Here is a 15226-nt window from a genome sequence, read left to right on the forward strand (position 1 = left end):
TGTCAGCTAAAGCGCGTCAGCGCCGCGCTCGCCGGTGCGGACCCGGACGACCGAGTCCACGGGGACACTCCACACCTTGCCGTCACCGATCTTGCCGGTGCGGGCGGCCTCGACGACGACGTGCATGACGTCCTCGGCCGCGTCGTCCTCGACGACCACCTCGATGCGGATCTTCGGGACGAGGTCCACGGTGTACTCGGCACCCCGGTAGACCTCGGTGTGCCCGCGCTGGCGGCCGTACCCGCTGGCCTCGGAGACGGTCAGACCGTGGACTCCGAAGGTCTGCAGGGCCTCCTTGATCTCGTCGAGCCGGTGCGGCTTGACGATCGCGGTGATGAGCTTCATGCATCCACCTTCTTGCTGGCAGCGGCGACGGAGAGGGAGCCCGCGGGCCGGGAGGAGGCACCGCCACCGGCTCCGCTGAAGTCGTAGGCGGTCTCGGCGTGCTCGACCTGGTCGATGCCGGAGACCTCGTCGTCCTCGGTGACGCGCATGCCCATCGTCTTGTCGAGGAGGAAGGCGAGGACCGCGGACGCGACGAGAGAGTACGCGAGGACCGAGAAGACCCCGATGGCCTGCTTGCCGAGCTGCCCGAGCCCGCCGCCGTAGAAGAGACCGGCCGCGTCGGACTGCACCCCGCCGGTGGCGAAGAAGCCGATGAGCAGGGAGCCGAGGACACCGCCGACCAGGTGTACGCCGACCACGTCGAGGGAGTCGTCGAAGTTGAAGCGGTACTTCAGGCCGACGGCCATGGCGCAGACGACACCGGCGATGGCGCCGATGGCGATCGCGCCGAGCGGCGAGCAGGAGCCACCGGAGGGAGTGATGGCGACGAGGCCCGCGACCGCGCCGGAGGCGGCGCCCAGGGTGGTGAAGGAGCCGTGGCGCAGCTTCTCGTAGCCGAGCCAGGCCAGCATGGCGGCGGCGGTGGCGACCTGGGTGTTGACGAACATGACGGCGCCGACGCCGTCGTCGTTGCCGAGCCAGGAACCGGCGTTGAAGCCGAACCAGCCGAACCAGAGCAGGCCCGCGCCGAGCATCACGAGCGGGAGGCTGTGCGGGCGCATCGGGTCCTTCTTGAAGCCGACGCGCTTGCCGATGACGAGGATGACGCCGAGGGCCGCGGCGCCCGCGTTGATGTGGACGGCGGTGCCGCCCGCGAAGTCGATGACGCCGAGCTCGAAGAGCCAGCCGCCCGCGCCCCAGACCCAGTGGGCGACGGGGAAGTAGACGATCGTGACCCAGAGGGTGATGAAGAGGGCCCAGGCGCTGAACTTGACGCGGTCGGCGAGCGCACCGCTTATCAGGGCCGGTGTGATGATCGCGAACATCAGCTGGAAGACGGCGAAGACGTACACGGGGATCGTGTAGCCGTCCCACAGCTCGGTGATGCCGATGCCGCTGAGGCCGACGTAGTCGGAGGTCCAGCCGATCACGGAGCCCTTGTCGGTGCCGAAGGCGAGGCTGAATCCGTAGAGGACCCACAGGATCGTGACGATCCCGAGGCTGATGAAGCTCATCATCAGCATGTTGAGGCTGCTCTTGACGCGGACCATGCCTCCGTAGAAGAAGGCGAGTCCCGGGGTCATCAGCATGACCAGGGCGGAGCAGATGAGCATGAACCCGGTGTTCGCGGCAGACAGCGTCGGGGCGTCTGCCGCGAGGGTCGTGATGGCTGATGCCATCGGCGTCTCCTCGTCGTCGGTACGTTCGCGTGCGGGCGATCGTGAAAACCTGAGCGGCGTTAAGGGGGCCCGGCCTGGAGAGCGGGCCGGGGCTGGCCGGTTATTGGCCCTGAGATTCGCGCAGGCCGGTTTCCGGCGGCGCCGCTGGGTGTTTCGCGCCGATGACGAAGGCGTCTGGGCTGTTACGGCCTGATGAACACAGCGACCATCAATTGAGGAACCACGACGGCGGGCAACCACCTCCGCGAGAGCGGCGGCGGTTCAGCCGCGAAGAGAGGCCTCAGACGGCTTCCGCGGACTCCGGGAGGCGGGCCGCGAGGTGGTCGGTGAGCCGGACCACGTCGGCGACGTGACCGTACTCACGGGCGGCGGTGTCGACGGTCTTGCGCAGCCGCGTGTTCACGCGTTCGGACCGCACCTTTCGCGCCACGTCGAGGGCCTGGTCGACGAGGACGGCGGACTGCTCGGGCTCGCGCTGGAGCAGGTGGACCGTGGCCATGCCGATGAGGTTGAGGGCGTAGGAGCGCTGGTGCTCCTCGTCCTTGGAGAAGAGCTCGACGGCCCGCCGCATGACGGGTTCGGCGAGCGAGGCGTAGGTGGGGCTGCGGCCGGCGACGTAGGCGAGGTCCCGGAAGGAATGGGCGTTCTCGCCGCTCAGTTCCGCCTCGGAGAAGAACCGGATCCAGTCGGGCTCGGTCTCGCCGCCCTGGGCGGCGTCCTCGAAGGTGTCCTCGGCCATCCGCACGGCCCGCTTGCAGCGGCTGGGCTGGCCCATGTTGGCGTAGGCGCGCGCCTCCATCGCATACAGCATGGCCTGGGTGCGGGGGCCCGCGCAGTCGCGGCTGCCGTACTGGGCGAGGTGGATGAGCTCCAGGGCGTCCTCGGGGCGGCCGAGGTGGATCATCTGGCGGCTCATGTTGGAGAGGATGTACGAGCCGAGGGGCTTGTCCCCGGCCTCCTTGGAGGCGTGCAGGGCCAGCACGAAGTACTTCTGGGCGGTGGGGTGCAGCCCGATGTCGTAGCTCATCCAGCCCGCGAGTTCGGCGAGTTCCGCGGCGACCTTGAAGAGCCGTCGCATGACCGGGGCCGGGTGGTTCTCCTGGAGCAGGTCGGTGACCTCGTGGAGCTGGCCGACGACGGCTTTGCGGCGCAGGCCGCCGCCGCACTGGGCGTCCCACTGGCGGAACATGACGGTGGTCGCCTCGAGCAGGTCGAGTTCCGGTTCGGAGAGCCGGGGCGGCCGGTAGCCGCCGAGGGCCCCGGGCCGGGAGCCCGCCGGTCCCGCCTCGCGCGATCCCGGGTCGGCGGCCGGGGCCGGGACGAGCCAGCGCTGCATGGGCTCGATCAGGGCGGGGCCGGCGGAGAGCGCGAGCGAGGTTCCGAGGAACCCGCGGCGGGCGAGCATCAGGTCGCTGCGGGAGAACTCACCGAGCAGCGTGACGGTCTGGTCCCCGGCCCAGGGCAGGTCCACGCCGGAGACGGACGGCGTCTGGTGGGCGGTGCGCAGGCCGAGCTGCTCGATGGCGACGACACTGCCGAAGCGCTCGGAGAACAGCTCGGAGAGGATGCGCGGGACGGGCTCGCGGGGCTGCTCGCCGTCGAGCCAGCGGCGCACCCGGGAGGTGTCGGTGCTGATGTGGTGCGCGCCCATCTGGCGGGCGCGGCGGTTGACCTGGCGGGCGAGCTCGCCCTTGGACCAGCCGCTGCGGACGAACCAGGACGTCAGCTGCTCGTTGGGCCGGGGATCCTCACCGGTCTTGCGGACGGCTGGTTCCGCGTCCGTTCCGCTTGCGTCGCTGCCGCTCACTGGAACGCCCCCATCCGCTCTGCCTCTTACACACCAAACCCTGGCCGGGCCCGGGTGAGCCACAGGGGGCCTTCACAAGCCCTTCACACATTGCCTCCGGCATACCCACGGACGGGCGGCCATCGGGGGTTCGTGCACTGAAAGTAATCCTACGATCACCCCTGCCGCGAGGCCGAATCCGGAATCGCCACCATTCGCCACCCCTTCGAATGAACTCGCCGGGCGCCAAGCACGATTCACTTGACACGGGATGACCCGTAGTCGGCGCAGCGGTGTACGCCGGGGCGCGCACGGCGAGGAGTGCGCCGGGCGCGGTCCCTCTGCCGCACGGTCGGCGACTACGTCGCGGTGACGTCGTAACCACCGGCGCGTTCGACCCGTTGGAGGGGGCATGGGCATGGGCTTCACGATCGGCGGCAGCCGGAGCACCAAGGAGTACCGGTCCGGCACTCGGCGCCGCGGCCGGATGTCGGAGTGCACGGCGGTGGCCGAGTACACCGGGCTGTGGGGCTGGGACGCGGTTCCCGGCGCCCGGGCCGCCTCCCCCGGCCGCGACTGCTCCTGCGGCGACCCGCGCTGCGCGGCCCCCGGGGCGCACCCGCTGGACTCCGCGGCGGCGGTGTGTGCGGGGGCCACGCTGGACGAGGTGACGGAGGCCTGGGGCGAGTTCCCGGGGGCTGCGGTGCTGCTCCCCGCGGGCCGCGCCTTCGACGTCATCGAGGTCTCCGCGGCGGCCGGGCGGCAGGCGCTGGTGCGGCTGGAGCGGATGGGGCTGCCGCTGGGTCCGGTGACCGAGACCCCCGACGGGCGGGCCCAGTTCTTCGTGGCCCCGGGGGCGGCGGCCGAGCTGCCGCAGCTGCTGTACCGGATGGGCTGGGACGACGCGGACCTCGACCTGCGGGCCCTGGGACAGGGCGCCTTCGTCACGGCCCCGCCCTCCGACCGCGCGGGCCTCGGCCCGGTCGTGTGGCTGCGCCCGCCCACCCTCGACTCCGCGGGCGGCCCCCCGCAGGCCCGCCTGCTCCTGGGCACGCTGGCCTACATCTGCCACCGCTTCACCCGCTAGGCGCGACGCGGGCCCCCGCGCTGTCGCAGCGCGGGGGCCCTGGGGTGCGTACCGCCGGATGACCGGCCGGGAGGCCGGGAGGGGTCAGTCGCCGATCAGGGCGTCGACGAACGCCTCCGGCTCGAAGGGAGCCAGGTCGTCCGGGCCCTCGCCCAGGCCGACCAGCTTGACCGGAACCCCCAGCTCGCGCTGGACGGCGACCACGATGCCGCCCTTGGCCGTGCCGTCGAGCTTGGTCAGCACGATGCCGGTGATGTCCACGACCTCGGCGAAGACACGCGCCTGGGTCAGACCGTTCTGCCCGGTGGTGGCGTCCAGCACCAGCAGCACCTCGTCCAGCGGGCCGTGCTTCTCCACGACCCGCTTGACCTTGCCCAGCTCGTCCATCAGACCGGTCTTGGTGTGCAGCCGGCCCGCGGTGTCGATCAGTACGACGTCCGCGCCCTCGGCGATGCCCTCCTTGACGGCGTCGTAGGCGATCGACGCCGGGTCGCCGCCCTCGGGACCGCGGACGGTCCGCGCGCCGACCCGCTCACCCCAGGTCTGGAGCTGATCCGCGGCGGCGGCACGGAAGGTGTCGGCCGCGCCGAGCACCACGCTGCGGCCGTCGGCCACCAGGACGCGGGCCAGCTTGCCGGTGGTGGTGGTCTTGCCGGTGCCGTTGACGCCGACGACCATCACGACGGCCGGGGTGTCGACCCCGCTCTCGGTCTTCACCGCGCGGTCGAAGTCGGTGCCGAGCAGGGTGAGCAGCTCCTCCTTCAGGAGGGTGCGCAGGTCGGCCGGGGTGCGGGTGCCGAGGACCTTGACCCGCTCGCGGAGCCGGTCCACCAGCTCCTGCGTGGGGGCGACGCCGACGTCGGCGATGAGGAGCGTCTCCTCGATCTCCTCCCAGGTGTCCTCGTCGAGGTGCTCGCGGGAGAGGAGCGTCAGCAGCCCCTTGCCCAGCGAGTTCTGCGAGCGGGCGAGCCGCGCGCGCAGCCGGACGAGACGCCCGGCGGTGGGCTCGGGGACGTCCAGGGCGGGCGCTTCGGGCGCCGCGACGACGGGGTCCTCCACGGCGACGGGCGAGTCGGCGACGGACTCCCCGTCGGGGAGCACGACCTCCTCGATCGTGCGCCGCGGCTCGTCCACCGTGGGTGCGGCGTCTTCCCCGACCTGCGGCTCGGCGGGCGGGGCAGTGATGGTCGGCGTACTCGGCGGTGCCGTGGGGGGCAGCTGCTTCTTCTTGCGGCTGCCGACCACGAGCCCGCTGACCACGCCGACCGCGACCAGGGCGATGACTACAGCAAGGATGAGGATTTCCATAACCACCCCAGTATCGGTCACCGAAGGTGGGGAATCGCAGAACGTGCGAACCCGTGATGGTGCGCGCGCGCCGCCTTCCGCGGCGGACGAGCGACGCCACCGAGAGCGGCCCGGGCCTCCGGGGGGCGAGTGAAGCGACAAGGGGCCGTAAGCCTCTATTTGAGCTTTTCGGCTCAAATCTACGATGATGGGCGACCTTCCCTGCCCCCTTCCTCCCGGAGTACCGCATGTCTGCCGAGCCCGCCGACGGGGCCATGGAGACCGCCATGGAAACCCGCGGCCTCGAGCCCGTCCCGGACAGCGAGCGCACGGGTCGCGTCCGTGAACTCGTCCCCACCTGGGTCGCCGCCAACATCAGCGTGCTGCTGCTGACCATGGGCGCGGGCCTGGTCATCTTCAACAAGCTGAACTTCTGGCAGGTGCTCGTCGTCGCCGTCGCGGCGCCCGTCCTCTCCTACGGGATCGTCGGGCTGATATCGATCGCCGGGAAGCGCGGCGGCGCCCCCGGCATGGCCCTGTCGCGGGCCGTCTTCGGCCAGCGCGGCAACCTCTTCCCCGGCGCGCTGATCTGGGTCGCCCGCTGGGGCTGGGAGACGATCAACGCCGTCAGCGGCGCCTTCGCCGTGCTGACCGTCCTGGACCTGCTCTTCGGCGTCCGGAAGAACACCGCGCTGATCGTGGTGACCCTGCTGCTCTTCGTCGGCTGCACCTTCCTGGTCTCCGGGCTCGGGATCAACGCGCTGCGCGTGTGCTCCACGTGGTCGACGTACCTCTTCGGCGCCTTCAGCGTGCTCGTCCTCGGCTATCTGATCGCCGAGACCGACTGGTCCGCGGTCTTCGACAAGCCGGCCGGCTCCACCGCGATGATGGTCGCGGGCATCGGCACCATCGCCGCGGGCGGGATCAGCTGGGTGCCCTCGGGCCCCGACTTCACCCGCTACCTGCCGCGCACGGCCTCCTCCAAGGGGATGGTCGGCGCGACGATCGGCGGCGCGGCCGTGGTCGTCATCCCGATGGTCCTGATGGGCGCCGTGATGGCGGTCGGCACCCCGGACCTGGCCACCGCGCAGGACCCGGTCTCCTTCATCGGCGAGCTGCTGCCGGTCTGGATCGCCGTCCCGTACCTGCTCGTGGCGCTGGTCGGGATGCTGCTGATCAACTCGATGTCGATGTACTCGGCGGGCTTCACCGCGCAGACCCTCGGCATCAAGGTCCCGCGCGCCTGGGCCGTCAGCGTCAACGCCGTCATCAGCCTGGTCTTCGGTTTCCTGCTGATGGTCGTGGCGACCAGCTTCTTCGGGTCGTTCATCTCCTTCCTGACGCTGCTCGCCGTGGCGTTCTCGGCGTGGATCGGCGTCTTCGGCGTGGACATGCTGCGCGGGCGTACGTACGACGCGGACGCGCTGCTGGACACCGGGCGCACCAGCGCCTACTGGTACCGGGGCGGCTTCGCCTGGCAGGCGATGACCGCGTGGGCGCTCGCGCTGGTCGTGGGCCTGCTGTTCACGAAGGTCGACTGGTTCGGCGGTCCGCTCGCGGGCAGCTGGATCGGCGAGAACGGCCTGGGCTGGGCCGCGGGCATCGCGACCTCCGGCCTGCTGTACGCCGTACTGCCGCGCACCAAGGCGCCGGCGGCTCCCGCATCCGCATCCGCATCCCCGGAGGAATCGGCGCTCGCCGGATCCCTGTCCAACTGACGCCACGTCAGCTAGCGTCCCCCTTCGCCCGGCCCGTCACCGCGAGCAGCAAGGCGAAGGGGGACTTCTTCATGCCCATCACCGTGGCCCGGTTCAACCTGATCGACCCGGACGGCACGCCCGAGACCCTCTCCGCCCGCTACCGGGCGGCGCTGGAGATGGCGCGGTACGCCGACGAGCACGGCATCGACACCCTCCAGACCGAGGAGCACCATGGCACCGACAACAACTGGCTGCCCTCGCCCTTCGCCTTCGCGGGCGCCGTCTTCGGCGCCACCCGCCGGATCGCGGTCACCGTCTCCGCGATCATCGGGCCGCTCTACGACCCGCTGAAGGCCGCGGAGGACATCGCGGTCCTGGACCTGCTGAGCGGCGGCCGGCTGGTGACGGTGGCGGGAATCGGCTACCGGCCCGAGGAGTACGAGCAGCACGGCGTCGAGTGGGGCAGGCGCGGCAAGCTCCAGGACGAGCTGCTGGAGACCCTGCTCAAGGCGTGGACGGGCGAGCCCTTCGACTTCCGGGGCCGCACGGTCAAGGTCACCCCGCGCCCGTTCACCCGGCCCCACCCGCTGCTGCTGGTCGGCGGCAGTTCGCGGGCGGCGGCGCGCCGCGCGGCCCGGCTCGGCCTGCCGTTCTTCCCGAGCGCGCACCTGCCGGAGCTGGAGGCGTACTACCTCGCGCGGCTGGCGGAGTACGGCACCGAGGGCTTCTGCATGATGCCCGCGGCCGAGACCCCGCTGCTGCACATCGCCGAGGACCCGGACCGCGCGTGGGCCCGGTACGGGCACCACTTCCTGCACGAGGCGGGCATGTACGCGTCCTGGCAGTCCAAGGACATCCGCTCGGCGGTACGGTCCGGCGCCCGCACGGTCGAGGAGCTGCGCGCGGAGGGGGTGTACCGGATCCTCACCCCGGACGAGGCGGTGACGTACGCCCGGGGCGCGGGCGAGGCGGGCAATCTCGTCCTGCACCCGCTGTGCGGCGGGATGCCGCTGGAGGAGGGGCGGCGCAGCCTGGAACTGCTCTGCGAACGGGTGCTGCCCCGGCTCAAGGACTGAGCCGGGGCAGCACCGCGGAGGAGAGGGGGTGTTGGCGGGGGATGGTTACCCCATCTCCTCCAACGCCTTGCCCTTGGTCTCCGGCACCCACTTGAGGATGAAGGGGATCGAGAGCATGGCGAAGACCGCGTAGATCACGTACGCCCCGGACAGGTTCCAGTCGGAGAGCGTCGGGAACGAGACCGTGATGACCCAGTTGGCGATCCACTGGGCGGCGGCGGCCACACCGAGGGCGGCCGCGCGGATCCGGCCCGGGAACATCTCGCCGAGCAGCACCCAGACCACCACGCCCCAGGAGAGGGCGAAGAAGAGGACGAAGAAGTTGGCGGCGATGAGGGCCACCAGCCCCTGGGTGTGCGGCAGGGCGATGTCGCCGCCGCTGGTGTCCTTGTAGGAGAAGGCCCACGCGGCGAGCGCGAGGGAGATCGTCATGCCGGCGGAGCCGATGAGGGCCAGCGGCTTGCGGCCGATGCGGTCCACGAACACCATCGCGATGACCGTACCGATGATGTTCACGACGGAGGTCTCGAAGGAGTACAGGAACGAGGAGCTCGGGTCGATGCCGACCGACTGCCACAGCGAGGAGCTGTAGTAGAAGATCACGTTGATGCCCACGAGCTGCTGGAAGACGGAGAGCCCGATGCCGATCCAGACGATCGGCAGGAAGGCGAAGCGTCCGCCGAGGAGGTCCTTGAAGGTGGACTTCTGCTCCGAATGGATGGCGTTGTCGATCTCGCGGACCCGGGCGTCGGCGTCGATGCCGTCGCCCTCGACCTCCCGCAGGACGGTCTTCGCCTTGTCCATGCGGCCGACGGACACGAGGAAGCGCGGCGACTCGGGGATGGCGAAGGACAGCAGGCCGTAGAGCACGGCCGGGACCACCATCACGCCGAGCATCCACTGCCAGGCTTCCAGGCCGCCGATCTTGCCGCGCTGGTCGCCGTCGGCGAGGTTCAGGATGCCCCAGTTGACGAGCTGCGAGATGGCGATGCCGATGACGATCGCGGCCTGCTGGAAGGAGGCCAGCCGCCCCCGGTAGGCGGGCGGCGAGACCTCGGCGATGTAGGCCGGGCCGATGACCGAGGCCATGCCGATGCCGAAGCCTCCGATGACGCGCCACATGGCGAGGTCCCACAGGGCGAACGGCAGGGCCGAGCCGATGGCGCTCGCGGTGAACAGGACGGCGGCGATCTGCATGCAGCGGATGCGGCCGATCCGGTCGGCGATGCGGCCGGCGGTGGCGGCGCCGAAGGCGCAGCCGATGAGGGCGGCGGCGATCACCTGGGCGAGGGTCCCCGAACCGACGTCGAAGCGGTCGCGGATGGCCTCGACGGCGCCGTTGATGACGGAGCTGTCGTAGCCGAAGAGGAAACCGCCCATCGCGGCGGCGGCGGTGATGAAGATGACGTGGCCGAGGTGGTCCGGGTGGTCGGGCCGGGACGTGCGTCCGCCGCCTGCCGAGGACACCTGTGATGAGCTGCTGGTCAAGGTCTGCTCCTGCGTGCCCGGCTGCGGTGACGGGCGGATGTGGGGGTGATTCCTTCCAGTGGCGCACAGTTCAAGATCGGGCACCACCCGAAGGGAAGGGCAGCGGGAGCGAGCCTATGTGTTCATTTTATGAAGTCAAGACTTTGTGAGGACTTCGCTGAATCACGACGGGATCGCCCATCCGGCCCACGGTGGACAGATAGTGACTTCACCTCTTGAACGGAAGAGTCGGGTGACGCCTCAGCGGAGGCGCTGGCTGATGACCTTCGATACCCCGTCGCCCTGCATCGAAACGCCGTAGAGCGCGTCCGCGACCTCCATGGTCCGCTTCTGGTGCGTGATCACGATCAGCTGCGAACTCTCCTGCAGCTCCTCCATGATCCGGATCAGCCGCTGCAGGTTGGTGTCGTCCAGGGCCGCCTCGACCTCGTCCATCACGTAGAACGGGCTGGGGCGGGCCTTGAAGATGGAGACCAGCAGGGCCACGGCCGTCAGCGAGCGTTCACCGCCGGAGAGCAGCGAGAGGCGCTTGACCTTCTTGCCCGGCGGGCGGGCCTCCACGTCCACTCCGGTGGTGAGCATGTTGTCGGGATCGGTCAAGATCAGCCGGCCCTCGCCGCCGGGGAAGAGGCGGGAGAAGACCCCCTCGAACTCGCGGGCCGTGTCCAGGTACGCCTCGGTGAACACCTGCTCGACACGTTGGTCGACCTCCTTCACTACCTGAAGGAGGTCCGCCCGGGTCTTGCGGAGGTCCTCGAGCTGCTCGCTCAGGAACTTGTGCCGTTCCTCCAGCGCGGCGAATTCCTCCAGGGCGAGCGGGTTCACCTTGCCGAGCTGCTGGTACGCGCGCTCGGCGGCCCGCAGCCGCTTCTCCTGCTGTGCGCGTACGAAGGGACCCGGCAGGGGGTCGGCGTCCTGCCCCTCGCCGCCCTGCGCGTCGTCGTCGGCGCGCGGGGTCGGGGGGACCGGCTGGTCCGGGCCGTACTCGGCGACCAGCCCGGCGGCCGCCATCCCGAACTCCTCCAGCGCCTTCGTCTCCACCTGCTCGATGCGCAGCCGCTTCTCGGCGCCGAGCACCTCGCCGCGGTGCACGGAGTCGGTGAGCTTGTCGAGCTCACCCTTGAGGTCGCGGCCGCGGGTGCGGGCCTGCGCCAGCTCCCGCTCGCGGACCCCCTTCGCCGACTCGGCGTCCGTACGCTCGCGGTCCGCGCGGGTCAGCGACACCTCGATGTGCGCCAGCAACTGGCGGGCGCCGTCGCCCACCGCCGTGGCCACCCGGGCCTCGTGGCGCCGGCGCGCGGTGCGGCGCTCGGCGCGGGCGCGGGCCTCGCGTTCGGCCCGGGCGGCGCGGTCGAGGGAGTCGGCCCGGCCCGCCAGGGCCTTGACCCGCTCCTCGTGGGTGCGCAGTTGGAGCCGGGCCTCCATCTCGGTCTGCCGGGCGTTGGCGCCGTCGGCCGCGAGCCGGTCGCGGGCCGAGGTGTCCGGCTCCTCCTCGCCGGGCATCTCCTCGGCCACCGCGAGCCGCTCGGCGCACTCCTCCACATCGGCCAGCGCCTGCTCCAGCGCGTCCTGGGCCTTGGCCGCGGCGGCGGCACAGCGCTCGGCCTCGCCCGCCGCGCCCTTGGCCTGGCCGGACAGCCGCCCGAGCTGCTGGGCGACCCCGGCCTTCGCCCGCTCGCCGGCGCGCCGGCGCTCGGCCAGCTCCTCGACCAGGCCGGCGTGCTCGCGGCGGGCCGCCTCGGCGTCGGCCCGGGCCCCGGCCAGCTCCCGGCAACGGACCTCCAGAGCGGCCAGGTCGGCGTCCGCCTCGTCGACGGCGCCCTGCACCTCGATGAGGCTGGGCGCCCCGGCGGCCCCGCCGTGGGCCAGGTGCGCACCGAGGACGTCTCCCCCGACGGTCACCGCGACCCAGTCGGGCCGCGCCGCCACCAACGCCTCGGCGGCGGCCAGATCCGCCACGACCCGGTAACCCCGCACGACCCACCCCACGGCCCGCCGCAGCCCGGCATCTCCCCCGACCAGCTCCCCGACGGCCACCCCGAACCCGTCGTCACCGAACGGCCGGGCCACCGACGCGCCGGGGCCTACCGCCGCGGCCAGGTCCAGCCCACCCGCGCACTCCGCCGCGGAGCCGGAGGGCCGGCCCACCGCAGCACCCGCGCCGCCGCCCACGCCGCCGGCGGGCGCGTGCGCCCCTGCGGGCCCCGCGGGCCCGCCCGCCACCGCAGCCTCCCCGGCCGCACCGGCCGCACCGGGGACCGGAGCCCCTCCGGACTCCGACGCCGAACCGAAGGGCCGGGGCACCGAAGCGCCGGGTCCTGCGGCCTGCGCGGGGCCCACGCCTTCCGGCGAGGAGCCGGAGGGCCGGGGCACGGAAGCACCGGGGCCCTCGCCGCCCACGGGGCCACCCGACCCCGCGGGCACGATCGGCACGGCGGGGTCCACGGCCGCGCCCGGGACATGAGCCCCTCCGGACTCCGACGCCCGGCCGGACGGCCGGGGCACCGAGGCGCCGGGGCCATCGCCGCCCACGGGGCCGGCGGGCGCGTGGGCCCCGGCGGGGCAGCCGGACCCAGCGGATCCCGTGGAGCCGGGGGTCGGGGCCGAGCCTTGGTGAGGGGGTGTGGCGGGGCCAACGGCCGCGGCGGGGTGGGCGGGCGTCGGGTCCCCCGGCTCCGGTGCCGGCCCGGGCGGCAGGGCTTCGGTCACGCCCCGGACGGACGGCGCCGAAGCGGCGGCCACGGCCCGGTCCCGACCCGCGCCCACGCCCGCCGGAGCGCCCGGCTCAGCCGCGGACGCGTGCGGGCCCCCGGCCGTCGGGGCCGGGACGGTCGGGGTGATCAGGAACGTCGCGCGGCCCGCGTCGGCGCGGTGGAGGTGGCGGATCGCTTCGGCGGCGGCCGATGGGGAGGTCACGGCAAGGGCGTCCGCCGCCGCACCCAGCGCCGCCGCGACCGCGACCTCGTACCCCGCCGCCACGGAGAGCCGCTGCGCCGCCGGACCCAGCAGGCCCGCCAGCTGTTCCCGCGCCGCCAGTACCGCCGCGGTGCCGTCCTTGCGCCGCAGGCCCAGCGCCAGCGCCTCCCGCCGGGCCGACACCGCCGCGCGGGACCGTTCCGCCGCCGCCAGCGCGTCCCGGGCCACCGAGAGCGCTTCCTCGGCCGCCGTCAGTTCCGCCCGCGCGCGCTCGTGCTCCGCGGCCACGGACTCCCCCGCATCCAGCGCCCCGACCTCCTCGGCGAGGGCCTCGTACTCCTCCCGCGCCGCCACCGACCGGGATTCCGCTTCGTCCCGGGCGGCCACCAGCCGGTCGATCTCCGCCTGCGCGGCCCCGGCCCGGGAACGGGCCGCGCCCAGGCGGCCGGTCAGCCGGGCCAGGCCCTCGCGCCGGTCGGCGATGGCCCGCGCCGCGTCCCGCAGCCGCCGCTCCTCGCCCTCCAGCGCGCGCTCCAGCTCGGCCCGGTGCTCCGAGGTGTCCTCCAGGGCGCGGGTGGCCGCCTCCAGCGCCGCCGTCAGCTCCGCTTCCTGCTCACGGATCCGCGCGGCCTCCCTCTCCAGGTCCTCGGGATCGCGGCCGCGCCGCTCCTCCTCGACCGGCGCCGTCGCGCTCCTGACCCGCGCCTCGGCCAGCGAAGCCGTCCCACGGACCCGTTCGGCCAGCTGCGACAGCTCGTACCAGGTCTGCTGCGCGCGCTGGAGCCGCGGCGCCAGCGCGCGCACGGCCTCCTCCAGCTCGGCCTCCCGGCGCAGCGCGCCGTCCAGTTCCGCTTCGGCCGATTCCTTGCGCTCCTTGAGGGCTGCCTCGTCCGCGATCTCCGCGTCGAGCGCGCCCTTCAGGGTGACGAGGTCGTCCGCGAGCAGCCGCAGCCGCGCGTCCCGCAGGTCGGCCTGGATGACCGCGGCCCGCCGGGCCACCGCCGCCTGCCGCCCCAGCGGCTTGAGCTGGCGGCGCAGTTCGTCACCGAGGTCCTGGACGCGCGCGAGGTTCGCCTGCATCGAGTCCAGTTTCCGCAGCGCCTTCTCCTTGCGCTTGCGGTGCTTCAGGACGCCGGCCGCCTCCTCGATGAAGGCGCGGCGGCCCATCGGATCGGCGTGCAGGACGGAGTCCAGCTGGCCCTGGCCGACGATGACGTGCATCTCGCGGCCGATGCCGGAGTCGGAGAGCAGCTCCTGGATGTCCAGGAGACGGCAGGTGTCCCCATTGATCTGGTATTCGCTGCTGCCGCCCCGGAACATGATCCGGGTGATGGTGACCTCGGCATAGTCGATCGGCAGCGCGCCGTCGGAATTGTCGATGGTCAGCGAGACCTCGGCGCGGCCCAGCGGCGGGCGGCCGGTGGTACCGGCGAAGATGACGTCTTCCATCTTGCCGCCGCGCAGGGACTTGGCTCCCTGTTCTCCCATGACCCAGGAGAGCGCGTCCACCACATTGGACTTGCCGGAGCCATTGGGGCCGACCACACAGGTGATGCCCGGCTCGAAGCGCAGGGTGGTGGCGGACGCGAACGATTTGAAACCACGCAGGGTCAGGGCCTTGAGATGCACGCCGCCGGACTCTACCTTTCACCTTCGGTTTCACCCATGAAGGTGCAGGGCACATCTGACGTCAATGGAGATGACCAAGGGGCCGCGGAGGCGGAAAGCGGCAGCGGGCGGAGGCGGAAAGCGCGAGCGGAAAGAAAAGAAGGGACGCCGAAGCGTCCCTTGCAGATCAAGCGGTGCTGACAGTTAGCTGGGCGGGCTGACAGTCACAGCGACGAGATCGCGATTCAGGTGAGCGCGGGCTCCGCCTGGGATACGTCGATGTCGATGCTGTCCAGCAGCAAGTCTCCGTGCTGTGCGGCGGCCGCGTTCAGAGCGTCGTTCTCGGACTGGATTCGTCCGAGTTCGGACTCGAGGTCCTGGACGCGCTGCTGAAGCCGTCGCATCTCGGCGAGGAGTCGCGGGTCGGAACCGCCGACGTAACCGAGAAGCGCCTTTGCCATGATGGATGGTCCTCCACACTGAGTGACCGACCGAAGCGGTGTGGGTCGTGAGGGAATCGCACCCGCGTTGTCCGGCAGTGGCTGTCAGTCACTGCGCTCAATACTGCCAACACTGCCAAACAGCTCAGGTGC

Annotated in this window: 10 protein-coding genes; 3 read left to right on the forward strand and 7 right to left on the reverse strand. The window is 72.1% G+C overall.

What is annotated here, in order from left to right; genetic code table 11:
• Positions 1-6 precede the first annotated feature (6 nt).
• The 3 genes from ABT084_RS09370 to nsdA form a co-directional block, all read right to left on the reverse strand.
• On the reverse strand, positions 7-345 hold the full coding sequence (locus ABT084_RS09370; protein ID WP_351040006.1) for a P-II family nitrogen regulator: 339 nt from the start codon (positions 343-345) through the stop codon (positions 7-9).
• Positions 342-1685 (reverse strand): ammonium transporter, encoded by a 1344-nt coding sequence (locus tag ABT084_RS09375; protein WP_351040008.1) that lies wholly within the window; start codon positions 1683-1685, stop codon positions 342-344. Before ABT084_RS09375 ends, ABT084_RS09370 begins: the two co-directional genes overlap by 4 nt.
• Positions 1686-1965: 280 nt before the next feature.
• Positions 1966-3492, reverse strand: coding sequence for a transcriptional repressor NsdA (nsdA, locus tag ABT084_RS09380; protein ID WP_502968877.1), 1527 nt, complete (start codon positions 3490-3492; stop codon positions 1966-1968).
• Between the two features lie 397 nt (positions 3493-3889).
• Between nsdA and ABT084_RS09385 the strand changes: the two genes are divergently transcribed.
• A complete protein-coding gene (locus ABT084_RS09385) occupies positions 3890-4558 on the forward strand; it encodes a bifunctional DNA primase/polymerase (RefSeq protein WP_351040011.1) in 669 nt (222 codons plus the stop codon).
• An 84-nt stretch (positions 4559-4642) separates the two neighbouring features.
• Here ABT084_RS09385 and ftsY read toward each other — a convergent pair whose 3' ends face one another.
• Complete coding sequence (ftsY, locus tag ABT084_RS09390; RefSeq protein WP_351040014.1) at positions 4643-5866, reverse strand: signal recognition particle-docking protein FtsY; 1224 nt, start codon at positions 5864-5866, stop codon at positions 4643-4645.
• Between the two features lie 227 nt (positions 5867-6093).
• On the opposite strand from ftsY, the gene ABT084_RS09395 reads away from it, so the two are divergent.
• Complete coding sequence (locus tag ABT084_RS09395) at positions 6094-7563, forward strand: cytosine permease (RefSeq protein WP_351040017.1); 1470 nt, start codon at positions 6094-6096, stop codon at positions 7561-7563.
• Between the two features lie 71 nt (positions 7564-7634).
• Positions 7635-8621 carry an LLM class flavin-dependent oxidoreductase gene (locus ABT084_RS09400; RefSeq protein ID WP_351040020.1) on the forward strand — a complete coding sequence of 329 codons (987 nt, stop codon included), beginning with the start codon at positions 7635-7637 and terminating at the stop codon, positions 8619-8621.
• Positions 8622-8666: 45 nt separating this feature from the next.
• Here ABT084_RS09400 and ABT084_RS09405 read toward each other — a convergent pair whose 3' ends face one another.
• The 3 genes from ABT084_RS09405 to ABT084_RS09415 form a co-directional block, all read right to left on the reverse strand.
• Complete coding sequence (locus ABT084_RS09405) at positions 8667-10109, reverse strand: sugar porter family MFS transporter (protein WP_502968878.1); 1443 nt, start codon at positions 10107-10109, stop codon at positions 8667-8669.
• 240 nt (positions 10110-10349) lie between these two features.
• A complete protein-coding gene (locus ABT084_RS09410; RefSeq protein ID WP_351040023.1) occupies positions 10350-14654 on the reverse strand; it encodes an AAA family ATPase in 4305 nt (1434 codons plus the stop codon).
• A gap of 224 nt (positions 14655-14878) precedes the next feature.
• On the reverse strand, positions 14879-15094 hold the full coding sequence (locus ABT084_RS09415) for a hypothetical protein (protein ID WP_351040026.1): 216 nt from the start codon (positions 15092-15094) through the stop codon (positions 14879-14881).
• Between the last annotated feature and the right edge of the window lie 132 nt (positions 15095-15226).

The sequence above is a fragment of the Streptomyces sp. NPDC002138 genome (genome assembly GCF_040296485.1).
Classification (GTDB): Bacteria; Actinomycetota; Actinomycetes; order Streptomycetales; family Streptomycetaceae; genus Streptomyces.